Origin of the sequence: Thermococcus sp. 21S7 (assembly GCF_012027615.1) — an archaeon.
Taxonomy (GTDB): Archaea; Methanobacteriota_B; Thermococci; order Thermococcales; family Thermococcaceae; genus Thermococcus.
Genome location: NZ_SNUT01000004.1, coordinates 143,621 through 161,502 on the forward strand (window position 1 = coordinate 143,621; position 17,882 = coordinate 161,502).

The window sequence follows — 17,882 nt, forward strand, 5'->3', positions numbered from 1 at the left end:
ATGAAGGTTAAGGTTTTCAATCTCGAAGGCGAGCCTGTGGAGGAGATAGAGCTTCCGAAGGTCTTTGCCACTCCGTTCAGGCCCGACCTCATCAGGAGGGCTGTCATCGCCTCATGGACCCACAGGATACAGCCGCAGGGCAGGGACCCGATGGCCGGCAAGAGAAGGGTCACCGAGAACATCGGAAAGGGCCACGGAATGGCCAGGGTTGAGAGGATAAAGACCTCCCCGAGGTTTGCCGCCTTCGTCCCCTTCGCGAGGGGCGGAAGAAGAACCCACCCGCCCAAGGTTGAGAAGGTCATCTGGGAGGGCATCAACAAGAAGGAGCGCAGGCTGGCCATAATGAGCGCCATCGCCGCAACCGCTAACTACGACCTCGTCAGGGCCAGGGGCCACATCGTTGACAACGTCCCGCAGGTTCCGATAGTCGTCACCGACGACCTTGAGAAGGTCTTCAAGACCGCCCAGACCAGGGAGATATTCAAGAAGCTCGGCGTCTGGGACGACATCGAGAGAGCTAAGAAGAACACCAAGATAAGGGCAGGTAAGGGCAAGATGCGCGGAAGGCGCTACAAGAAGGCCAAGGGACCGCTCATCGTCGTGGCTAAGAACGAGGGAATCGTCCAGGGAGCGAGGAACCACCCGGGCGTTGACGTCGTCACCGTCGAGAACCTCAGTGCCGAGCTGCTCGCTCCGGGTACCCACCCCGGAAGGCTTACCCTCTGGACGAGGGGAGCCATAGAGAGGCTTAGGGAGATTTACGGGTGATGAGAGATGGATCCGTACAAGGTCATCATCAAGCCGGTCGTCACGGAGAAGGCCGTGGCGATGATCGAGAACGAGAACAAGCTCACCTTCATAGTTGACAAGCGCGCCACCAAGGCCGACATCAAGAGGGCCGTGGAAGCGATGTTCGAGGTCAAGGTCGAGAAGGTCAACACCCTCATAACCATGAAGGGAGAGAAGAAGGCCTACGTGAAGCTTAAGCCTGAGTACAGCGCAAGTGAGGTTGCTGCCAGGATAGGATTGTTCTGACGGGGTGAGTGAGATGGGAAAGAGTTTGATTCAGCAGAGGAGAGGTAAGGGAACCACGACCTTTAGGGCCCCCTCCCACAGGTACAGGGGTGCCGTCAGGTACGTTCCGCTCAACCTTACCAAGGAGAAGACCCTCGTCGGCAAGGTCGTCGAGATACTCCACGACCCGGGAAGGACCGCTCCAGTGGCTCGCGTTAAGTTCGAGAACGGCATGGAGAAGCTTATCATAGCCCCTGAGGGAATCCTCGTCGGCGAGGAGATAGCCATCGGGCCGAACGCTCCAATCAAGATCGGCAACACCCTCCCGCTTGCCATGATACCGGAGGGAAGCTACGTCTACGACATCGAGGGAGTTCCGGGCGACGGCGGCAAGTACGTTAGAGCAGGCGGTGCCTACGCCCTCGTCGTCAGCAGGGAGAAGGACAAGGTCATAGTCCAGCTCCCGAGCGGTGAGCTCAAGCAGTTCAAGCCGACCTGCAGGGCCACCATAGGCGTTGTCGCCGGCGGCGGAAGGCTTGAGAAACCAATCGTTAAGGCGGGTAAGGCCTACTACATCGCCAAGGCCAGGAACAGGTTCTGGCCGAAGCCGAGGGGCGTTAAGATGAACGCCGTCAACCACCCGCACGGTGGTAAGGAGCACCACATCGGCAGGCCGAGCACCGTTTCGAGGCGCGCCCCGCCCGGAAGGAAGGTCGGTCACATAGCCGCGAGAAGAACTGGTAGGAGGAAGTGAAGATGGCGAGAAAGAAGGAGTTTAAGTACAGGGGTTACAGCTTCGAGGAACTGCTCAACATGTCACTTGAGGACTTTGCCAAGCTCCTCCCGAGCAGGCAGAGGAGGAGCCTCAGGAGGGGCCTCAGCCCGGAGCAGAAGAAGCTCCTCAGGAAGATAAGGCTTGCCAAGAAGGGCAAGTACAAGAAGCCCATAAGGACCCACAGCAGGGACATGGTCATTCTCCCCGAGATGGTCGGCATGACCATCCACGTCTACAACGGAAAGGAGTTCGTCCCGATAGAGATCAAGGAGGAAATGATAGGCCACTACCTCGGCGAGTTTGCCCTCACGAGGAAGATAGTCCAGCACGGCTCGCCTGGTGTCGGTGCGACCAGGTCGTCAATGTTCGTGGCCATCAAGTGAGGTGGTATAGATGAGCAGGGGCAGGTTTTCCTACTCATTCCAAAATTTTGACCCGGACAGGATGGCTCGTGCCAGCGGAAGGGACCTTAGGATATCCCCGAAGCACAGCGTCGAGCTCCTCAGGGAGATAAGGGGTATGATGCTCAACGACGCGCTTCGCTACCTCGACGACGTTATAGCGCTCAAGAGACCGGTTCCGATGAGGCGCTTCAACGACAGCCAGGGTCACAAGCCTGGCAGGGGCTTCGGTCCAGGTCGCTACCCTGTTAAGGTCGCCAAGGCCGTCAAGAAGGTCCTCCTCAACGCCAAGAACAACGCCGAGCAGAAGGGCCTCGACCCGGACAGGCTCAAGATAATCCACGCGGCTGCCCAGCGCGGTCCAGTGCTTCGCGGATACATCCCGAGGGCCTTTGGAAGGGCCACACCGTTCAACGAGCAGACCACTCACATCGAGATAGTCGTTGAGGAAGTTAGGAGGTGAGACTTTTGGCGATCGAGAGATACTTCATCAAGGAAGGCGTTAAGGAGATGCTCATCGACGAGTACCTTGAGAAGGAGCTTAGGCGCGCCGGCTACGGCGGAATAGACATCAAAAAGACCCCCCTTGGAACCAAGGTCGTCATCTTCGCCGCCAACCCCGGCTACGTCATAGGCAGGGGTGGAAGGCGCATTAGGGAGCTCACTAGAACCCTCGAAAGGAAGTTCAACCTTGAGAACCCGCAGATCGAGGTTGAGGAGATAAAGAACCCCTACCTCAACGCCAAGGTCCAGGCCGTCAGGCTCGCCCAGGCCCTTGAGAGGGGCATCCACTTCAGGAGGGCAGCCTACTCGGCCATCAGGGCTATCATGAGGAACGGCGCCAGGGGCGTTGAGATTCGCCTGAGCGGAAAGCTCACCGGTGAGAGGGCCAAGAGCGTCAGGTTCTACCAGGGCTATCTCGCCAAGGTCGGAAACCCGGCCGAGACCCTCGTCAGCAAGGGCTACGCCCAGGCCAAGCTCAAGCTCGGTGTCATTGGAGTTAAGGTCTCCATCATGCCGCCCGACGCCAAGCTCCCGGATGAGATAGAGGTTATAGAGAAGCCCGTCGAGGAAGAGGTGAGCACCAATGAAGCCGAGTGAGATTAGGGAGATGAGCATCGAGGAGATCGAGAAGAAGCTCAGGGAGCTCCGCCTTGAACTCGCCAAGGAGAGGGGTGTGCTCACCATGGGGGCCTCGCTTGAGAACCCCATGGTCATCCGGAACATCAGGCGCGATATCGCGCGCCTGCTGACCATAAGGAAGGAGAAGCTTAGGGAGAAAAGGTGATGGTTAGTGCCTAGGATTGTTAACCCTCTGGATGAGATGCTCTTTAAGGAGGTCCTGAAGGAGCAGCAGAGAATTAGAGTTTACATAGAGAAGGCCCGCTACGGAAAGCTTAAAACCATAATCGAGGGCATAGACGAAAAGGAGTTTGACCTCGAAGATATAGCAAAGAAGCTGAAGGCGAAGCTGGCATGCGGCGGAACGGTCAAGAAGGGAAGGATAGAGCTCCAGGGGGACCACAGAGAAAGGGTCAAGAAGTTGCTCGGAGACCTTGGATTTTCAGAGGACCTGATAGAAATCGAGTGAATCAGAAAAACATCATCTGGAGCGAGCTCATAGGGCTGAAAGCAAAAATTATAAGGGCATCTCATCCAGAGCTGGTTGGCATCGAGGGCTACGTCCTTGACGAGACGAGGAACACCCTCACCATCGGCGGTGAGAGGGTCTGGGTTATCCCGAAGGACGTGGTGGAGATTGAGTTTGAAGTTGGCGGTAAAAGGATCCGAATCAACGGAAAAGAGCTGATTGGAAGACCCGAGATGAGATTGAAGAAGAGGTGGCGAAAATGAGAGAGATTGGATTGAAGGTTCAGCCTCCCGCTGAGAAGTGCGACGACCCGCACTGCCCCTGGCACGGGCACCTCAAGATACACGGCAGATACTTCGAGGGAATAGTCGTCAGCGACAAGGGCAAAAAGACCGTCGTCGTCGAGAGGCAGCACTACCACTACCTCAAAAAATACGAGAGGTATGAGCTCAGAAGGAGCAAGGTTCACGCTCACAACCCGGAGTGCATAGACGCCAAGGTCGGCGACAAGGTTCTCATAGCCGAGACCAGGCCGATAAGCAAGACCAAGAGCTGGGTTGTCGTTGCAGTCACCAAGAGGGCTGGCGAGAGGTGATCTAAATGGCGAAGAAGGGTGCAGGTGCTACAAGAGGTATTAGCCCGGTCAGGCCGACTCGCGCTCTTCCGATAGGCGCTTACCTCAAGGTCGCCGACAACAGCGGCGCCAAGGTCATCCAGATAATCGGCGTCGTTGGCTACAAGGGCACCAGGAGGAGGCTTGCCTCGGCCGGTGTCGGCGACATGGTCATCGCCGCCGTCAAGAAGGGAAGGCCGGACATCAGGCACCAGGTGGTTAGGGCCGTCGTCGTCAGGCAGAGGAAGGAGTACAGACGCCTTGATGGCATGCGCGTCAAGTTCGAGGACAACGCGGCAGCGATAGTCACCCCGGAGGGTGTCCCGAGGGGAACCGAAATCAGGGGTGCCATAGCCAGGGAGGCCGCCGAGCGCTGGGTAAGGCTCGGAAGCATAGCGAGCATAGTGTTGTGAGGTGAGAATGATGAAGTTGAAGACGAGACAGCCCAAGAAGCAGAGGAAGTTCCTCTACAACGCTCCCCTTCACCTTAGGAGCAAGATAATGGCCGCCACCCTGAGCCCGGAGCTCAGGAACAAGTACGGCGTGAGGAGCCTTCCGATCAGGGAGGGCGACAAGGTTCGCGTTATGCGCGGCGACTTCAAGGGCAAGGAAGGCAAGGTCCTTGAGGTTGACCTCAAGAGGTACAGGATACACATCGAGGGGGTCACCCAGAAGAAGGTCGACGGAACCGAAGTCTTCTACCCGGTTCACCCGTCGAACGTTATGATAATAGACCTCAACCTTGAGGACGAGAAGAGGGAGAAGATAATTAATAGGAGGGCTGGTTGATGGCGAGGAAAGGAGCCAAGAGGCACCTTAAGAGGCTTGCCGCTCCGAATCAGTGGTACATCTCAAGGAAGACCTACAAGTGGGCGGTCAGGCCGAGACCGGGTCCGCACAGCATGAGGACCTCGATTCCGCTGCTCTACATAGTCAGGGACTACCTCGGCTACGCCAAGACCGCTCGCGAGGCGAGGAAGATTCTCAACGAGGGCAAGATACTCGTTGACGGCCGCGTTAGGAAGGACTACAAGTTCCCGGTCGGAATCATGGACGTGATTTCCATCCCCGAGACCGGTGAGCACTACAGGGTTCTCCCGAACAGGATTGGCAAGCTCATACTCCACCCGATAAGCGAGAAGGAAGCCAACATCAAGCCGCTCAGGATAAGCAACAAGCGCATGGTCAAGGGAGCCAAGGTCCAGCTCAACCTCCACGACGGAAGCAACCACCTCGTCACCATGGACGAGAAGGACAAGTACAGGACGGCCTACACCGTCCTCATGAGGGTACCTGACAGGGAGGTCATCGAGGTCATCCCGTTCGAGGTTGGAGCTTACGTCTTCGTTACCCAGGGTAAGAACGTTGCGAGGAAGGGTAAGGTCGTCGAGGTCAGGGGATTCCCAATGGGATGGCCGGACGTCGTCACAATCGAGGACGAGAACGGCGAGCTCTTCGACACTCTGAAGGAGTACGCCTTCGTCGTTGGTAAGGACAAGCCGGAGATTTCCCTTCCGTGAGGTGAGATGAGATGCAGATCAACAGAGAGGCTATCCTTGCAGACTGGGAAGCTCACCCGATGAGGAAGCCCAGAATTGCCAAGGTCACCATAAACATTGGAGTTGGCGAGAGCGGTGAGAGGCTCACCAAGGCCGAGAAGATGCTGGAGGGGCTCGTCGGCCAGAAGCCGATAAGGAGAAGGGCCAAGCAGACCAACAAGGACTTCGGAATCAGGCGCGGAGAGCCGATAGCCGTCAAGGTCACCCTCCGCGGCGAGAAGGCGGAGGAGATGCTCAGGAGACTCCTCGCGGCTGTGGACAACAAGCTCAAAGCGACCAACTTTGACGAGCACGGCAACTTCTGCTTTGGAATAGACGAGCACATCAACATACCGGGCGTCGAGTACGACCCAGAGATAGGCATCTTCGGTATGGACGTCTGCGTCACCCTTGAGAGGCCCGGCTTCAGGGTCGCCAAGAGGAAGAGGCAGAGGAAGAAGATACCGAACAGGCACAAGCTGACCAAGGAGGAAGGTATCGTCTTCGCTATGGAGGAGTTTAAGGTTACCGTGGAGGGATTGTGAGATGGCGAAGGCTGACTACAACAAGAGGAAGCCCAGGAAGTTTGGGAAGGGTGCGAGAAGGTGCATGCGCTGCGGCCAGTACGGCCCGATAATCAGGATACACGGCCTTATGCTCTGCAGACACTGCTTTAGAGAGATAGCCCCCAAGCTGGGCTTTAAGAAGTACGAGTGAGGTGAGAGGAGATGACTTTGCTTGACCCGCTGGCAAACGCTCTCTCCCACATAACCAACAGCGAGAGGGTCGGAAAGAAGGAGGTCTACCTCAAGCCGGCCTCCAAGCTCATGGGAGAGGTCCTCAGGGTTATGCAGGAGAACGGCTACATCGGTGAGTTCGAGTTCATAGACGACGGAAGGGCAGGCATCTACAGGGTGCAGCTCATAGGAAAGATCAACAAGGCTGGAGCGATAAAGCCGAGGTTCCCGGTTAAGGCCAGGGAGTACGAGGCCTGGGAGAAGAGGTTCCTTCCGGCCTTCGAGTTCGGTATCCTCATCGTCTCGACCTCCCAGGGCGTCATGACCCACAAAGAGGCCATCGAGAAGGGAATCGGCGGAAGGCTGATAGCCTACGTCTACTGAGGTGAGAGAGATGCCGATAGACGCGTGGGTAAGGGAAGAGGTTGAGATTCCAGAGGGAGTCGAGGTCACCGTTGAGGGGAACACCGTCAAGGTCAGGGGCCCGAAGGGCGAGCTCCAGAGGGAGCTCAAGTATCCGGGCGTTCAGATCTTCACAGAGGACGGTAAGGTCGTCGTCTTCAAGGAATTCCCGAGGAAGAGGGACATAGCCATAGCCAGAACCTTCAAGGCCCACATAGCCAACATGATCAAGGGTGTAACCGAAGGCTTCACCTACAAGCTCAAGATTGTCTACAGCCACTTCCCAATGACAGTCAAGGTCCAGGGTGACGAGGTCGTCATCGAGAACTTCCTCGGTGAGAAGAACCCGAGGAGGGCTAAAATCCTCCCGGGAGTCACCGTCAAGGTCATGGGCAGCGATGTCATCGTCGAGGGCATCGACAAGGAGGCCGTTGGCCAGACCGCTGCAAACATCGAGCAGGCGACCAGGATAACCAAGTGGGACAGGCGTGTCTTCCAGGATGGAATTTACATCGTGGAGAAGGCTGGTAAGCCGATAAAGTTCTGAGGTGTGAGAAATGAACGAGAAGGCGAGACTCCTTAAGGTAAGGGCCGGGATCAAGAGGAAGAAGCCCCGCTTCCTTCGCCAGGAGTGGTGGCGCTATCCGAAGTTCAAGAACGACCCGAAGTGGCGCAGGCCGAAGGGGATCGACAGCAAGATGAGGCTCAAGAAGAAGGGCAAGGCCAGGTCACCGAGCATAGGCTGGAGCTCACCGAGGCTCGTTAGGGGACTCCACCCGAGCGGCTACGAGGAAGTCCTCGTCCACAACGTCAAAGAGCTTGAGGCCATAGACCCGACCAGGCAGGCCGCCAGGATAGCCGGAACCGTTGGCGCCAGGAAGAGAGAGCTTATACTCGCCAGGGCGAAGGAGCTCGGTGTGAAGGTTCTTAACGCGAGGTGAGACTCATGCTCAAGATGCAGAGAAGGATTGCCGCTGATTTGTTGAAGTGCGGTGAGAACAGGGTCTGGATCGACCCGGAGAGGATTGATGACGTCGCGGCTGCCATCACCAGGGAGGATATCAGAAGGCTCATCAACGACGGCGTCATCAAAAAGAAGCCCGTCAAGGGCCAGAGCAGGGCTCGCGCCAGGGCCTTCCAGGAGGCCAGGAAGAAGGGCCGCCACAGGGGTCCGGGAAGCAAGAAGGGTAAGAAGACCGCCAGGATGGGCAAGAAGGAGCGCTGGATGATGACCATAAGGGCCCTCAGGAAGGAGCTCAGGAAGCTCAAGGCCGAGGGCAAGCTCGACGAGCACGCCTACAGGAAGCTCTACATCCGCGCCAAGGGCGGCCAGTTCAAGAACAAGAGGCAGCTCTACATGTTCATGCAGGAGCACGACATACTGAAGGAGTGAGGTGAGAGAGATGGCACGCGGACCGAGATATAGGGTTCCGTTCAGGAGAAGGAGAGAGGGTAAGACTAACTATCACAAGAGGCTCGCCCTCCTCAAGTCTGGGAAGCCCAGGCTTGTCGTGAGGAAGACCCTCAACCACCATGTGGCTCAGATCGTCGTCTACGACCCGAAGGGAGACAGGACTGTGGTTTCAGCCCACACGAAGGAACTCATGAGGGACTTCGGCTGGAAGGGACACGGCGGCAACACGCCTTCGGCCTACCTGCTCGGTCTCCTCATAGGCTACAAGGCCAAGAAGGCAGGCGTTGAAGAGGCCATCCTCGACATAGGCCTCCACCCGCCGACCAGGGGTTCGAGCATCTTCGCCGTCCTCAAGGGAGCCGTTGATGCGGGCCTGGACGTCCCGCACAGCGAGGAGATTTATCCAGAGGACTACAGGATAAACGGCGAGCACATAGCCAACTACGCCAAGACCCTCAAGGAAGAGGACGAGGAGCGCTATAAGAAGCAGTTCTCGGGATACCTCGTCAAGGGTCTCGCTCCGGAGAAGCTCCCCGAGCACTTTGAGGAGGTCAAGGCGAGGATAATCGAGAAGTTTGAGGAGGCGAGAGAATGAGCGACCCGAGGGAGATCGCCCAGAGGGTTTTGGAGGAGTGGGAGCCGAGGACCAAGCTCGGCCAGCTCGTCAAGGAAGGTCAGATAACTGACATTCACGAGATATTCCGCAAGGGATACCAGATTAAGGAGCCGGAGATAGTGGACGTCCTCCTTCCGGAGGTCAACATGAGGGAGAACCAGGAGGTTCTCGACATAGCCCTCACCGTCAGGATGACCGACAGCGGCAGGAGGATCAGGTTTAGAGTCCTCGCCGCCGTCGGCAACAGGGACGGCTACGTCGGCCTCGGAATCGGCCACGGAAAGGAGGTTGGAATAGCCATCAGGAAGGCCATCAACTACGCCAAGATGAACATCATCGAGATCAAGCGCGGCTGTGGTTCCTGGGAGTGCAGGTGCAGAAGGCCGCACTCGATTCCGTTCGCCGTCGAGGGCAAAGAGGGAAGCGTCCGCGTCAAGCTCATGCCGGGACCGCGTGGCCTCGGCCTCGTCATAGGTGACGTCGGCAAGAAGATACTCAGCCTCGCCGGCGTTCAGGACGTCTGGTCACAGAGCCTGGGTGAGACGAGGACCACCGTCAACTTCGCCAAGGCGGTCTTCAACGCGCTCTACAACACCAACCGCGTTGCAATCCAGCCGGGCATGGAGGAGAAGTACGGTATCATCGTCGGAAGGGAGATGCCGGCGAACTTTGAGCTGGAGTGAGGTGAGAGAGGATGGCAAAGCTCGCACTCATCAGGCTTAGGAGCGGGATAAGGGCGAGGGGAGAGGTTAGGGACACCCTCGCCATGCTCCGCCTCCACAGGATCAACCACCTCGTCCTCGTCGACGACAACCCGAGCTATAAGGGAATGGTTCAGAAGGTCAAGGACTACATCACCTGGGGCGAAATCGACAAGGAGACCCTTGCCAAGCTCCTCAGGAAGAGGGGCAGGCTCATCGGCAACAGGCCGATAACCGACGAGTACGTCAAGGAGAAGCTCGGCATGACCATCGAGGAGTTCGCGGAGAAGGTCGTCGCCGGCGAGATGAAGCTCACGGACCTGCCGAACATCAAGCCGGTCTTTAGGCTCCACCCGCCGAGGGGTGGCCTCAAGGGCAGCAAGAAGCGCAGCTTTAAGGAAGGCGGAGCCCTCGGCTACCGCGGCGAGAGGATAAACGACCTCATTGAGAGAATGCTCTGAGGTGGCGAGAGATGATAAGGAGGAAGAAGAAGGTTAGGAAGCTCCGCGGAAGTCACACTCACGGATGGGGCTGCAAGAAGAAGCACCGCGGCGGCGGTAGCAAGGGCGGTAAGGGAATGGCCGGAACCGGAAAGAGGAAGAACACCAAGTGGACCTGGGTCATCAAGTACGCCCCGGACCACCTCGGCAAGCGCGGCTTCCACAGGCCCAAGGCCGTCCAGTATACCCCTAAGACCATAAACCTCAGCGACATAGACGAGAACCTCACCCTCTTCCTTGACATGGGCGTTGCCTACGAGGAGGAGGGGAAGGTGGTCGTTGACGTCACCCAGCTCGGCGTCGACAAGGTTCTCGGAACCGGAAAGCTCACCAGGCCCCTCACCATCAAGGCCTACTACGTTACCCCGAAGGCCGAGGAGAAGATAAAGGCCGCTGGCGGCGAGGTTATCCTCGCCTGATTCCCCATTTAATTTAACTTTTGGCGGGTGTTAATCATGGGGTTCAGGAACGTAGTGTTCGCAATTGAAAGGTACTTCCCAGAGGTCGAGCGGCCCAAGAGACACGTGCCGCTCAAGGAGAAGTTCATGTGGACGGGAATCGTTCTGCTGCTGTACTTCGTCCTTGCGGAGATTCCTCTCTATGGAATCCCCTCGCAGATTCAGGACTACTTCGCCACGCTCAGGTTCGTCCTTGCCGGAAGGAGCGGTTCTCTTCTGACGCTTGGTATTGGGCCAATCGTCACCGCGAGCATCATTATGCAGCTTCTTGTCGGTTCTGAGATAGTTCACCTTGATCTCTCCAATCATGAGGATAGAAGGTTTTACCAGGCCGCTCAGAAGCTGTTCGCAGTATTCATGAGCTTCTTCGAGGCAGCTATCTACGTCTTCGCTGGCGCATTCGGTAGGGTAGACACCAGCCTCGGCGCCTTCCAGACCGTCACGACACCCGCCGGTGAGGCGTACATTGGAATTGGTCTGGCGATACTCATCATACTCCAGCTTGGGTTAGCCTCCGTGATGCTCATCCTCCTCGATGAGCTGGTCAGCAAGTGGGGAATCGGAAGCGGTATCAGCCTCTTCATCGCCGCGGGTGTTTCCCAGACCGTCATCACTAAGGCGTTGAATCCCGCAACGACTCCTGACTACATCGACCCGGTTACAGGGGGGCCTGCCATCATAGGCGCTATTCCAGCGTTCATACAGCATTTATTCTACGGTGACTTAACCGGAGCCCTCTACAGGGGAACACTGCCCGACATGATGGATTTAATGGCGACGATAATCGTCTTCCTCGTGGTCGTCTACCTTGAGAGCATGCGCGTGGAGATACCGCTCAGCTACGGCCGCGTCACAGTCCGCGGAAGGTATCCGATAAGGTTCATGTACGTCAGCAATATACCGATCATCCTAACCTTTGCCCTTTACTCAAACATCCAGCTGTGGGCCAGGCTCCTCAACAACTTCGGCTACACCTTCCTTGGAACCTTCGACGAAAACGGGTATCCACTGACCGGATTCGTCACCTACCTCTACCCGCCGAGGGACATCTATCACGTCGTAGCCGACCCGGGCAGGGCCCTAGTCTATGCTCTGATGACCATCTTCTGGGCGATACTCTTCGGATTCCTCTGGGTCGAGCTTACGGGCCTCGACGCCAGAAGCATCGCCAGACAGCTCCAGAGCGCTGGTCTGCAGATTCCGGGATTCAGGCGTGATCCGAGGATACTGGAGAGGGTGCTCAACAGGTACATTCCCTACGTTACCTTCTGGGGTTCGTTCACCCTGGCGATAGTCGCAGTGCTGGCGGACTTCCTTGGGGCCCTGGGTACCGGAACCGGAATCCTCCTTACGGTTGGTATCCTCTACAGGTTCTATGAGGAGGTGGCAAGGGAACAGGCCACCGAGATGTTCCCTGCTTTGAGGAAGTTCTTTGCCAAGTGAGGTCTTTCTTTTCTTTCACAAAACCTTTTAAACCCGGTTCGATTACTTCTTCCAGAAACCTCCTTGGGTGAGCGTGATGCCGTTTGTTGTCATGATAACAGGGATTCCCGGAGTGGGGAAAAGCACCATAACCCGGCTGGCCCTCAGAAAAACGAAGGTTAGGTTCAGGCTCGTCAACTTCGGCGACCTGATGTTTGAGGAAGCAGTTGCCGCCGGGCTTGTGAGCCACAGGGATGAGATGAGAAAATTGAACCCCGAGATACAGAAGGAGCTTCAGATGAAAGCTGCCGAGAGAATAGTCGAGATGTCCAAGAGCGAGCCGATACTCATAGACACCCACGCGACCATAAGGACGCCGGTGGGATATCTCCTCGGCTTCCCCAGGGAGGTTATTGAGGTTATAAACCCCAACTTCATAGTCATAATCGAGGCCACACCGAGCGAGATACTCGGAAGGCGCCTCCGCGACCTGAAGCGCGACAGAGACGTTGAGACTGAGGAGCAGATACAGAGGCACCAGGATTTGAACCGTGCCGCTGCCGTGAGCTACGCCATGCACTCGAACGCGCTCATCAAGATAATCGAGAACCATGAGGATAAGGGCCTTGAAGAGGCCGTTCATGAGCTTGTTGAAGTACTTAACCTGGCGGTGGGAGAGTATGATTGAGGGGATATACGCTTTCCTTGACGGTCTGTTCGGCCCCATGATACAGGCCCACCACCCGATATGGGTGGTTACGGTTTCGGGTGTGATACTCGGTGCCTTCTTCACCCTCGTCAACTATTTCATGGTTGACCAGGAGAAAGTGAAGAGGCTCCAGAGGAAGAGCAAGGAGTTCCAGAGGAAGTACAAGGAAGCCCAGGCTGCGAAGGATGAAAAGAAGCTCAAAAAGCTCCAGCAGGAGCAGATGGAGCTCATGAAGCTCCAGAGCGAGGTCATGAAGGACACCATGCTGAAGGTCTCGCTCATCACCCTTCCGATAGCGGGTATATTCTTCGCGTGGCTCCGGAGATGGTACGTTGAAGTGGGTATAGTGAAGGCCCCCTTCAATTTCTTCGTCTTCGACTTCTTCCACCGGTGGCAGCACTCCGCACTTCCGCCGAGCGAGCTTGGTTACGTCGGATGGTACGTTCTGACGTCGATGGTAACCGGCTACGTTCTCAGGAAGCTCCTTGACATGGGATAAATTTAAAAACACTCTGAAAATAGGGGTTGCGAGGTGAGAGGAATGAAGCCGATGTACAGGTCAAGGTCATGGAGAAGGAAGTACGTCAGGACTCCGGGTGGAAGGACCGTCATACACTTCAAGCGCAGAAAGCCAAAGGTTGCCCACTGCGCCATGTGCGGCAGGCCGCTCAACGGCGTTCCGCGCGGCAGGCCGAGTGAGCTCAGGAAGCTCCCGAAGACGGCAAAGAGGCCCGAGAGGCCCTACCCGAACCTCTGCCCGAGCTGCATGAGGAAGGTTATGAAGGCGCAGGTAAGAGCCGGCATAGCCCTCTGAAGGTGTAATCATGCCGAAGGGCTGCCTCGTGATAACGGTCAGCGGTTTGGCCGGTTCCGGAACGACGACACTCTGCAGGAACCTGGCCAAGTACTATGGATTCAAGCACATCTACGCGGGACTCATCTTCCGGCAGATGGCCAAGGAAATGGGCATGTCGCTTGAGGAGTTCCAGGAGTACGCCGAACTTCACCCCGAGATCGACCGTGAGGTTGACAGGAGGCAGGTGGAGGCAGCCAAGGAGTGCAACGTCGTTATTGAGGGCCGCCTCGCCGGCTGGATGGTCAAGGATGCAGACCTTAAGATATGGCTTGACGCTCCGATAATGGAGCGCGCCAGGAGAGTTGCCCGCCGCGAGGGGGTCTCCGTTGAGGAGGCCTTCGTGGGAATCGCCGAGCGTGAGAAGGGCAACAGGAAAAGGTATTTAAACCTCTATGGAATTGACATCGACGACAAGTCGATTTACGACTTGATAATCAACACAGCCAAATGGGGTCCCGATGGGGTCTTCGAGATTGTGAAGGCCGCCATCGACCACCTTTACCCCGACGGTGACGCGGGGTCGGGTGAAAACCCGGGCAACAAAAGATGAGGAGGTGGGATGAATGCCAGCCATGGAAGTCGGAAGGCTTGCCGTTATAATCGCCGGAAGGAGGGCCGGAGAGAAGGTAGTCGTCGTGGACGTCATCGACAGGAACTTCGTCCTCGTTACCGGCGCTGGCCTCAACAAGGTCAAGCGCAGGAGGATGAACGTCAAGCACCTTGAGCCCCTTCCGGAGAAGGTCAGCATTGAGCGCGGCGCCGACGACGAGGCTGTCAAGGCCGCCCTTGAGAGCGCTGGAATCAGCCTTGAGTGATTGCCGAGGCCTTTCGGCCTCTTCTTACTTCCCAACGCTTTTAAGTCTCTTCTTCAACACCTTTCGGTGGTTCCATGAAAACCGCACTGGTGACGGGTGCAACTGGAGGCATAGGCAAGCTTCTGGTTGAAGGGCTTGTTGAAAAAGGCTACTTGGTCATAGCGGTCGGCAGGAGCAGGGAGCGGTTAAAGGGCCTCAAAAGTCTGGGGAACGTTGAGTATATTGTCGCGGACTTCCGCGACCGAAACTCCCCCGAGAGAATATCCGGGGCCTTGCGAGAACTGGGCATTGGCAAACTCGATCTGCTCATCAACAACGCCGGATTCGCCCTGAGAAAGCCCCTACTTGGGCACTCCGGGGACGATCTGGAAGGTGTTTTCAGAGTCAATGCCGTGGCCCCGATTGAACTGACCCGGGAACTTCTCCCCTTCCTCGGGAGCGGCTCAACGGTTGTTTTCGTAATCAGCGGTGTGGCCTTTGTCAATGTACCGGAGATTCCCTCCTACTGCGCCGCCAAGGGGGCGCTCCACTACCTGGCAGTGAACCTCGAAAAGGAGCTCCTGGATAGGGGAATCCATGTTATGAGGGTATATCCCAAGCAGGTCAAGACAGGATTCTGGAACGGAAAGGTTCCGAAGGGCTCGATAGAGCCGGAAGAGGTTGCACGGGCGGTGTTCAATGGGCTCGAAAAGGGCAAACGGGAAGTTTTTGTGCCGGGCTACCTGAAACTCGTCAAATACCTCCCGAACTGGCCGGTGTTCACCTACAGGTTCAAGTATTAGGTGGATTTATTAAGTTACGAACCAAAAACTGTAAGGGGGGTGAGCTGAATGCAACTCCATGCCGTCATTTGGGAAGAGGAGGGTGTTTACATAATTCGTGAAGTCTTTACGGGGATAACCACTCAGGGAGAGACAATAGAGGAGGCCATTGAGAACCTTAAGGAGGCCGTTGAGCTGTATCTTGAGGAGTTTCCTGAGCTGAGGGAGGAGCTTGAGAAAGTAAAGTTCGTGGGCGATTTCAATGTCGAAGTTGCCAAGGCTCTCGGGTGAAGAGGTCATTAAAGTGCTCACCAGAAAGTTTGGTTTTGAAGTGTCTCGCCAAAGAGGCAGCCAGGTAGTGCTTGTCAAGTATATTGATGGTAGAAAAATTGGAACAGTGGTTCCGCTTCACAAAGAGTTAAAAGCCGGCACGTTGATGGGAGTACTGAGACTTGCTCAAATAAGCAAAGGAGGATTTCATCAGGGTGTTGGAAGACCCATAGGTGATGCTCATGGCGAGGGACGAAGTGAGGAGAATCCTTCCGGCCGACATAAAGCGAGAGGTTCTGGTTAAGGACGAGAAGGCCGAGACGAATCCAAAATGGGGCTTTCCGCCGGAGAAGAGGCCCATGGAAATGCACATGCAGTTCGGGATAATAAACCTCGACAAGCCCCCCGGACCGACGAGCCACGAGGTTGTTGCGTGGATCAAGAGGCTCTTCAACCTGAGCAAGGCCGGCCACGGCGGAACCCTCGACCCCAAGGTCAGCGGGGTTCTGCCGGTTGCACTTGAGAGGGCCACGAGGGTCGTTCAGGCACTCCTGCCCGCGGGAAAGGAGTACGTCGCGCTGATGCACCTCCACGGCGACGTCCCTGAGAACAAAATCCGCGCGGTTATGAAGGAATTCGAGGGTGAGATAATCCAGAGGCCGCCGCTGAGGAGCGCGGTCAAGAGAAGGCTGAGGACGAGGAAGGTCTACTACATTGAGATTCTTGAGATAGACGGTAAAGATGTGCTCTTCCGCGTTGGAGTCGAGGCAGGAACCTACATCAGGTCGCTCATTCATCACATCGGCCTTGCCCTTGGGGTCGGAGCGCACATGGCCGAGCTGAGGAGAACGAGAAGCGGTCCCTTCAAGGAGGACGAAACCCTCGTGACCCTTCACGACCTCGTAGACTACTACCACTTCTGGAAGGACGACGGCATCGAGGAGTACTTCAGGAAGGCGATACAGCCGATGGAAAAAGCTGTGGAGCACCTTCCCAAGGTGTGGATAAGGGATTCAGCCGTTGCCGCCGTAACCTACGGCGCCGACCTGGCCGTTCCAGGGATAGTGAAGCTCAACAAGGGCATCAAGAGGGGCGACCTCGTTGCGGTCATGACGCTCAAGGATGAACTCGTTGCACTCGGCAAGGCCACCATGACGAGCGGTGAAATGCTCCAGAAGAGCAAGGGTATAGCGGTTGATGTTGACAAGGTCTTCATGCCGAGGGACTGGTATCCCAAACTCTGGTAACGAAAGACAAGGGGGCTCCGCCCCACGTTAAGAAACTTTGCCGGGCAAAGTTTCGTCAAAGCTGGCATGCTTTTTGGGTTGTTTTTGATTTTGGGTTTTCTTCTAAATTGCCCATCTTGGTGAGAGTTCTTTTCCTTAGCGCCCTTCGGGCGCCGACATTAAGTGGCGGGGTTTTTCCTGAAGCTTGTTTTCCTACCCTTTCTCAAAGACTAATTTGCGTGCATCTCAACTCGTGGATTAGGATCCCTTATTTCGTTCGTTATTTTAACATCACAAAGAATCGAAAATTTTTCAATCAATGAAAGGAAAATCTTATAAGGGCTGACGGTAGAATACGGGTGGGTGGCTACGGTATGAGGCGCGTTGCCCTGCTCGTGGGGTTTGCCGTTATCCTCGTCATGGCCTCCGGAGTGCTCTACTACACCAGCCTGCCCCGAGGCATGGCGGAGCCTGTTGTGAGGTTCAACGCCACCGGCCTCGACAACCTCGATGGAAAAGTGACGCTGACATACGAGTCCCGCGTGTACTCCGGCCGGAAGCTGGAGCTGAACACCACCACCGTCTTCACGGTAACCCGCGAGAAGGGGCGGACGGTTATGGTCGGAGAGTTCAGAACCGACTGGTGGCTGCCGAGCCATTCCTCCTTCAACGGCACCGACCGCGCTGAGGTGATCGGTTCAAGGGCGGTTATTTACCAGCCTGACGGTTCAATCTTTGTTGAGGGGGAAAAGGCCGGGGTTGAGCTCTTTAGGGTAGGTTATCCTTACTCACCCGTCTTTGAGCGTTTGAAGCCGGAGAAGGGTTACACACTGAAACTGTGCTGTGCCAACCTCACCGTTGAGGATGTGGGGGGGATAAACGGCAGGGATTGCCTCATGGTGCGAGCGGAGACAGAGGATGCCGTCCTCAAGCTCGTCATCGACTCCAAGACCCGCCTGCTCCTGTGGGAATACGGTGTTTTGAAAGATGGGGAAAGTCACCGGTGGGAGGAGTGGCTCGTCTCTTCTAATTGAGCTCCTTCACCTTTATAAACCCCTCAACG

The 17,882-nt window shown here is 56.4% G+C and carries 34 protein-coding genes; all 34 read left to right on the forward strand.

Features of this window, described 5'->3' with window-relative positions:
* The 34 genes from rpl4p (at nucleotide 1) to E3E51_RS07980 (ending at nucleotide 17,853) form a co-directional block, all read left to right on the forward strand.
* A complete protein-coding gene (rpl4p, locus tag E3E51_RS07815; protein ID WP_167912555.1) occupies nucleotides 1-768 on the forward strand; it encodes a 50S ribosomal protein L4 in 768 nt (255 codons plus the stop codon).
* A 6-nt stretch (nucleotides 769-774) separates the two neighbouring features.
* On the forward strand, nucleotides 775-1,035 hold the full coding sequence (locus E3E51_RS07820; protein ID WP_167912556.1) for a 50S ribosomal protein L23: 261 nt from the start codon (nucleotides 775-777) through the stop codon (nucleotides 1,033-1,035).
* A 13-nt stretch (nucleotides 1,036-1,048) separates the two neighbouring features.
* Nucleotides 1,049-1,768 (forward strand): 50S ribosomal protein L2, encoded by a 720-nt coding sequence (locus E3E51_RS07825; protein WP_058937894.1) that lies wholly within the window; start codon nucleotides 1,049-1,051, stop codon nucleotides 1,766-1,768.
* A gap of 2 nt (nucleotides 1,769-1,770) precedes the next feature.
* Nucleotides 1,771-2,172 carry a 30S ribosomal protein S19 gene (locus E3E51_RS07830; protein WP_088864072.1) on the forward strand — a complete coding sequence of 134 codons (402 nt, stop codon included), beginning with the start codon at nucleotides 1,771-1,773 and terminating at the stop codon, nucleotides 2,170-2,172.
* Between the two features lie 10 nt (nucleotides 2,173-2,182).
* Nucleotides 2,183-2,653, forward strand: a complete 471-nt coding sequence (gene rplV, locus E3E51_RS07835) for a 50S ribosomal protein L22 (RefSeq protein WP_167912557.1) — start codon at nucleotides 2,183-2,185, stop codon at nucleotides 2,651-2,653.
* Nucleotides 2,654-2,658: 5 nt separating this feature from the next.
* Nucleotides 2,659-3,291 (forward strand): 30S ribosomal protein S3, encoded by a 633-nt coding sequence (locus E3E51_RS07840; RefSeq protein ID WP_088179848.1) that lies wholly within the window; start codon nucleotides 2,659-2,661, stop codon nucleotides 3,289-3,291.
* Nucleotides 3,278-3,478, forward strand: coding sequence for a 50S ribosomal protein L29 (gene rpmC, locus E3E51_RS07845; protein WP_167912558.1), 201 nt, complete (start codon nucleotides 3,278-3,280; stop codon nucleotides 3,476-3,478). The genes E3E51_RS07840 and rpmC overlap by 14 nt, the downstream gene beginning before the upstream one ends.
* 36 nt (nucleotides 3,479-3,514) lie before the next feature.
* On the forward strand, nucleotides 3,515-3,781 hold the full coding sequence (gene yciH / locus E3E51_RS07850) for a stress response translation initiation inhibitor YciH (protein WP_206204009.1): 267 nt from the start codon (nucleotides 3,515-3,517) through the stop codon (nucleotides 3,779-3,781).
* Nucleotides 3,667-4,044 (forward strand): ribonuclease P protein component 1, encoded by a 378-nt coding sequence (locus E3E51_RS07855; protein ID WP_167912559.1) that lies wholly within the window; start codon nucleotides 3,667-3,669, stop codon nucleotides 4,042-4,044. Before yciH ends, E3E51_RS07855 begins: the two co-directional genes overlap by 115 nt.
* Nucleotides 4,041-4,376, forward strand: coding sequence for a 30S ribosomal protein S17 (locus tag E3E51_RS07860; protein WP_088179851.1), 336 nt, complete (start codon nucleotides 4,041-4,043; stop codon nucleotides 4,374-4,376). Before E3E51_RS07855 ends, E3E51_RS07860 begins: the two co-directional genes overlap by 4 nt.
* Nucleotides 4,377-4,381: 5 nt before the next feature.
* Nucleotides 4,382-4,807, forward strand: coding sequence for a 50S ribosomal protein L14 (locus E3E51_RS07865; protein WP_055429656.1), 426 nt, complete (start codon nucleotides 4,382-4,384; stop codon nucleotides 4,805-4,807).
* A gap of 10 nt (nucleotides 4,808-4,817) precedes the next feature.
* Nucleotides 4,818-5,183, forward strand: a complete 366-nt coding sequence (gene rplX / locus E3E51_RS07870; RefSeq protein WP_167912560.1) for a 50S ribosomal protein L24 — start codon at nucleotides 4,818-4,820, stop codon at nucleotides 5,181-5,183.
* Nucleotides 5,183-5,914 carry a 30S ribosomal protein S4e gene (locus E3E51_RS07875; protein WP_167912561.1) on the forward strand — a complete coding sequence of 244 codons (732 nt, stop codon included), beginning with the start codon at nucleotides 5,183-5,185 and terminating at the stop codon, nucleotides 5,912-5,914. The genes rplX and E3E51_RS07875 overlap by 1 nt, the downstream gene beginning before the upstream one ends.
* 11 nt (nucleotides 5,915-5,925) lie before the next feature.
* Nucleotides 5,926-6,477 carry a 50S ribosomal protein L5 gene (locus tag E3E51_RS07880; protein WP_167912562.1) on the forward strand — a complete coding sequence of 184 codons (552 nt, stop codon included), beginning with the start codon at nucleotides 5,926-5,928 and terminating at the stop codon, nucleotides 6,475-6,477.
* A 1-nt stretch (nucleotide 6,478) separates the two neighbouring features.
* The gene (locus E3E51_RS07885; protein ID WP_014012546.1) at nucleotides 6,479-6,649 is read left to right on the forward strand and encodes a 30S ribosomal protein S14; all 171 of its coding nucleotides are present in this window, start codon (nucleotides 6,479-6,481) and stop codon (nucleotides 6,647-6,649) included.
* Nucleotides 6,650-6,660: 11 nt separating this feature from the next.
* A complete protein-coding gene (locus tag E3E51_RS07890) occupies nucleotides 6,661-7,053 on the forward strand; it encodes a 30S ribosomal protein S8 (RefSeq protein WP_088179855.1) in 393 nt (130 codons plus the stop codon).
* Nucleotides 7,054-7,063: 10 nt separating this feature from the next.
* Nucleotides 7,064-7,618 (forward strand): 50S ribosomal protein L6, encoded by a 555-nt coding sequence (locus E3E51_RS07895; protein ID WP_167912563.1) that lies wholly within the window; start codon nucleotides 7,064-7,066, stop codon nucleotides 7,616-7,618.
* A 10-nt stretch (nucleotides 7,619-7,628) separates the two neighbouring features.
* Nucleotides 7,629-8,012 carry a 50S ribosomal protein L32e gene (locus E3E51_RS07900; RefSeq protein WP_167912564.1) on the forward strand — a complete coding sequence of 128 codons (384 nt, stop codon included), beginning with the start codon at nucleotides 7,629-7,631 and terminating at the stop codon, nucleotides 8,010-8,012.
* A gap of 5 nt (nucleotides 8,013-8,017) precedes the next feature.
* Nucleotides 8,018-8,464, forward strand: a complete 447-nt coding sequence (locus E3E51_RS07905; RefSeq protein ID WP_167912565.1) for a 50S ribosomal protein L19e — start codon at nucleotides 8,018-8,020, stop codon at nucleotides 8,462-8,464.
* Nucleotides 8,465-8,474: 10 nt separating this feature from the next.
* Nucleotides 8,475-9,080 carry a 50S ribosomal protein L18 gene (locus E3E51_RS07910; protein ID WP_167912566.1) on the forward strand — a complete coding sequence of 202 codons (606 nt, stop codon included), beginning with the start codon at nucleotides 8,475-8,477 and terminating at the stop codon, nucleotides 9,078-9,080.
* A complete protein-coding gene (rpsE, locus tag E3E51_RS07915) occupies nucleotides 9,077-9,784 on the forward strand; it encodes a 30S ribosomal protein S5 (protein ID WP_088179860.1) in 708 nt (235 codons plus the stop codon). Before E3E51_RS07910 ends, rpsE begins: the two co-directional genes overlap by 4 nt.
* 11 nt (nucleotides 9,785-9,795) lie before the next feature.
* Complete coding sequence (locus tag E3E51_RS07920; protein ID WP_167912567.1) at nucleotides 9,796-10,263, forward strand: 50S ribosomal protein L30; 468 nt, start codon at nucleotides 9,796-9,798, stop codon at nucleotides 10,261-10,263.
* 11 nt (nucleotides 10,264-10,274) lie between these two features.
* Nucleotides 10,275-10,721 carry an uL15 family ribosomal protein gene (locus E3E51_RS07925; RefSeq protein WP_167912568.1) on the forward strand — a complete coding sequence of 149 codons (447 nt, stop codon included), beginning with the start codon at nucleotides 10,275-10,277 and terminating at the stop codon, nucleotides 10,719-10,721.
* Between the two features lie 36 nt (nucleotides 10,722-10,757).
* Nucleotides 10,758-12,203 carry a preprotein translocase subunit SecY gene (secY, locus tag E3E51_RS07930; protein ID WP_167912569.1) on the forward strand — a complete coding sequence of 482 codons (1,446 nt, stop codon included), beginning with the start codon at nucleotides 10,758-10,760 and terminating at the stop codon, nucleotides 12,201-12,203.
* Between the two features lie 76 nt (nucleotides 12,204-12,279).
* Nucleotides 12,280-12,870 carry an adenylate kinase gene (locus E3E51_RS07935; protein WP_167912570.1) on the forward strand — a complete coding sequence of 197 codons (591 nt, stop codon included), beginning with the start codon at nucleotides 12,280-12,282 and terminating at the stop codon, nucleotides 12,868-12,870.
* A complete protein-coding gene (locus E3E51_RS07940; protein ID WP_167912571.1) occupies nucleotides 12,863-13,390 on the forward strand; it encodes an EMC3/TMCO1 family protein in 528 nt (175 codons plus the stop codon). The genes E3E51_RS07935 and E3E51_RS07940 overlap by 8 nt, the downstream gene beginning before the upstream one ends.
* 42 nt (nucleotides 13,391-13,432) lie before the next feature.
* Nucleotides 13,433-13,705: a 50S ribosomal protein L34e gene (locus E3E51_RS07945; protein WP_167912572.1), complete on the forward strand. Its 273-nt coding sequence runs from the start codon at nucleotides 13,433-13,435 to the stop codon at nucleotides 13,703-13,705.
* A gap of 10 nt (nucleotides 13,706-13,715) precedes the next feature.
* Nucleotides 13,716-14,297: a (d)CMP kinase gene (gene cmk, locus E3E51_RS07950; protein ID WP_167912573.1), complete on the forward strand. Its 582-nt coding sequence runs from the start codon at nucleotides 13,716-13,718 to the stop codon at nucleotides 14,295-14,297.
* 13 nt (nucleotides 14,298-14,310) lie between these two features.
* Entirely contained in the window at nucleotides 14,311-14,562 is a 252-nt protein-coding gene (locus E3E51_RS07955; protein WP_167890261.1) for a 50S ribosomal protein L14e, read from the forward strand.
* Nucleotides 14,563-14,636: 74 nt separating this feature from the next.
* Nucleotides 14,637-15,344, forward strand: a complete 708-nt coding sequence (locus tag E3E51_RS07960) for an SDR family NAD(P)-dependent oxidoreductase (protein ID WP_167912574.1) — start codon at nucleotides 14,637-14,639, stop codon at nucleotides 15,342-15,344.
* A 48-nt stretch (nucleotides 15,345-15,392) separates the two neighbouring features.
* Nucleotides 15,393-15,614 (forward strand): type II toxin-antitoxin system HicB family antitoxin, encoded by a 222-nt coding sequence (locus E3E51_RS07965; RefSeq protein WP_167912575.1) that lies wholly within the window; start codon nucleotides 15,393-15,395, stop codon nucleotides 15,612-15,614.
* On the forward strand, nucleotides 15,586-15,897 hold the full coding sequence (locus tag E3E51_RS07970) for a type II toxin-antitoxin system HicA family toxin (protein WP_167912576.1): 312 nt from the start codon (nucleotides 15,586-15,588) through the stop codon (nucleotides 15,895-15,897). Before E3E51_RS07965 ends, E3E51_RS07970 begins: the two co-directional genes overlap by 29 nt.
* Complete coding sequence (locus E3E51_RS07975) at nucleotides 15,836-16,840, forward strand: RNA-guided pseudouridylation complex pseudouridine synthase subunit Cbf5 (protein WP_167912577.1); 1,005 nt, start codon at nucleotides 15,836-15,838, stop codon at nucleotides 16,838-16,840. Before E3E51_RS07970 ends, E3E51_RS07975 begins: the two co-directional genes overlap by 62 nt.
* 338 nt (nucleotides 16,841-17,178) lie before the next feature.
* The gene (locus tag E3E51_RS07980) at nucleotides 17,179-17,853 is read left to right on the forward strand and encodes a hypothetical protein (protein WP_167912578.1); all 675 of its coding nucleotides are present in this window, start codon (nucleotides 17,179-17,181) and stop codon (nucleotides 17,851-17,853) included.
* Nucleotides 17,854-17,882 lie beyond the last annotated feature (29 nt).

Coding starts and splice junctions, on each gene's coding strand:
- E3E51_RS07890 (WP_088179855.1), top strand. CDS start 6,661: ATGACTTTGCTTGACCCGCTGGCAAACGCTCTCTCCCACATAACCAAC.
- E3E51_RS07830 (WP_088864072.1), top strand. CDS start 1,771: ATGGCGAGAAAGAAGGAGTTTAAGTACAGGGGTTACAGCTTCGAGGAA.
- E3E51_RS07960 (WP_167912574.1), top strand. CDS start 14,637: ATGAAAACCGCACTGGTGACGGGTGCAACTGGAGGCATAGGCAAGCTT.
- E3E51_RS07920 (WP_167912567.1), top strand. CDS start 9,796: ATGGCAAAGCTCGCACTCATCAGGCTTAGGAGCGGGATAAGGGCGAGG.
- E3E51_RS07940 (WP_167912571.1), top strand. CDS start 12,863: ATGATTGAGGGGATATACGCTTTCCTTGACGGTCTGTTCGGCCCCATG.
- rpl4p (WP_167912555.1), top strand. CDS start 1: ATGAAGGTTAAGGTTTTCAATCTCGAAGGCGAGCCTGTGGAGGAGATA.
- secY (WP_167912569.1), top strand. CDS start 10,758: ATGGGGTTCAGGAACGTAGTGTTCGCAATTGAAAGGTACTTCCCAGAG.
- E3E51_RS07905 (WP_167912565.1), top strand. CDS start 8,018: ATGCTCAAGATGCAGAGAAGGATTGCCGCTGATTTGTTGAAGTGCGGT.
- E3E51_RS07855 (WP_167912559.1), top strand. CDS start 3,667: ATGCGGCGGAACGGTCAAGAAGGGAAGGATAGAGCTCCAGGGGGACCA.
- E3E51_RS07880 (WP_167912562.1), top strand. CDS start 5,926: ATGCAGATCAACAGAGAGGCTATCCTTGCAGACTGGGAAGCTCACCCG.
- E3E51_RS07955 (WP_167890261.1), top strand. CDS start 14,311: ATGCCAGCCATGGAAGTCGGAAGGCTTGCCGTTATAATCGCCGGAAGG.
- E3E51_RS07970 (WP_167912576.1), top strand. CDS start 15,586: ATGTCGAAGTTGCCAAGGCTCTCGGGTGAAGAGGTCATTAAAGTGCTC.
- E3E51_RS07860 (WP_088179851.1), top strand. CDS start 4,041: ATGAGAGAGATTGGATTGAAGGTTCAGCCTCCCGCTGAGAAGTGCGAC.
- E3E51_RS07925 (WP_167912568.1), top strand. CDS start 10,275: ATGATAAGGAGGAAGAAGAAGGTTAGGAAGCTCCGCGGAAGTCACACT.
- E3E51_RS07885 (WP_014012546.1), top strand. CDS start 6,479: ATGGCGAAGGCTGACTACAACAAGAGGAAGCCCAGGAAGTTTGGGAAG.
- rplV (WP_167912557.1), top strand. CDS start 2,183: ATGAGCAGGGGCAGGTTTTCCTACTCATTCCAAAATTTTGACCCGGAC.
- E3E51_RS07945 (WP_167912572.1), top strand. CDS start 13,433: ATGAAGCCGATGTACAGGTCAAGGTCATGGAGAAGGAAGTACGTCAGG.
- E3E51_RS07900 (WP_167912564.1), top strand. CDS start 7,629: ATGAACGAGAAGGCGAGACTCCTTAAGGTAAGGGCCGGGATCAAGAGG.
- E3E51_RS07865 (WP_055429656.1), top strand. CDS start 4,382: ATGGCGAAGAAGGGTGCAGGTGCTACAAGAGGTATTAGCCCGGTCAGG.
- E3E51_RS07820 (WP_167912556.1), top strand. CDS start 775: ATGGATCCGTACAAGGTCATCATCAAGCCGGTCGTCACGGAGAAGGCC.
- E3E51_RS07965 (WP_167912575.1), top strand. CDS start 15,393: ATGCAACTCCATGCCGTCATTTGGGAAGAGGAGGGTGTTTACATAATT.
- E3E51_RS07975 (WP_167912577.1), top strand. CDS start 15,836: ATGGCGAGGGACGAAGTGAGGAGAATCCTTCCGGCCGACATAAAGCGA.
- E3E51_RS07935 (WP_167912570.1), top strand. CDS start 12,280: ATGCCGTTTGTTGTCATGATAACAGGGATTCCCGGAGTGGGGAAAAGC.
- yciH (WP_206204009.1), top strand. CDS start 3,515: ATGCTCTTTAAGGAGGTCCTGAAGGAGCAGCAGAGAATTAGAGTTTAC.
- E3E51_RS07910 (WP_167912566.1), top strand. CDS start 8,475: ATGGCACGCGGACCGAGATATAGGGTTCCGTTCAGGAGAAGGAGAGAG.
- E3E51_RS07875 (WP_167912561.1), top strand. CDS start 5,183: ATGGCGAGGAAAGGAGCCAAGAGGCACCTTAAGAGGCTTGCCGCTCCG.
- cmk (WP_167912573.1), top strand. CDS start 13,716: ATGCCGAAGGGCTGCCTCGTGATAACGGTCAGCGGTTTGGCCGGTTCC.
- E3E51_RS07895 (WP_167912563.1), top strand. CDS start 7,064: ATGCCGATAGACGCGTGGGTAAGGGAAGAGGTTGAGATTCCAGAGGGA.
- rpsE (WP_088179860.1), top strand. CDS start 9,077: ATGAGCGACCCGAGGGAGATCGCCCAGAGGGTTTTGGAGGAGTGGGAG.
- rpmC (WP_167912558.1), top strand. CDS start 3,278: ATGAAGCCGAGTGAGATTAGGGAGATGAGCATCGAGGAGATCGAGAAG.
- rplX (WP_167912560.1), top strand. CDS start 4,818: ATGAAGTTGAAGACGAGACAGCCCAAGAAGCAGAGGAAGTTCCTCTAC.
- E3E51_RS07825 (WP_058937894.1), top strand. CDS start 1,049: ATGGGAAAGAGTTTGATTCAGCAGAGGAGAGGTAAGGGAACCACGACC.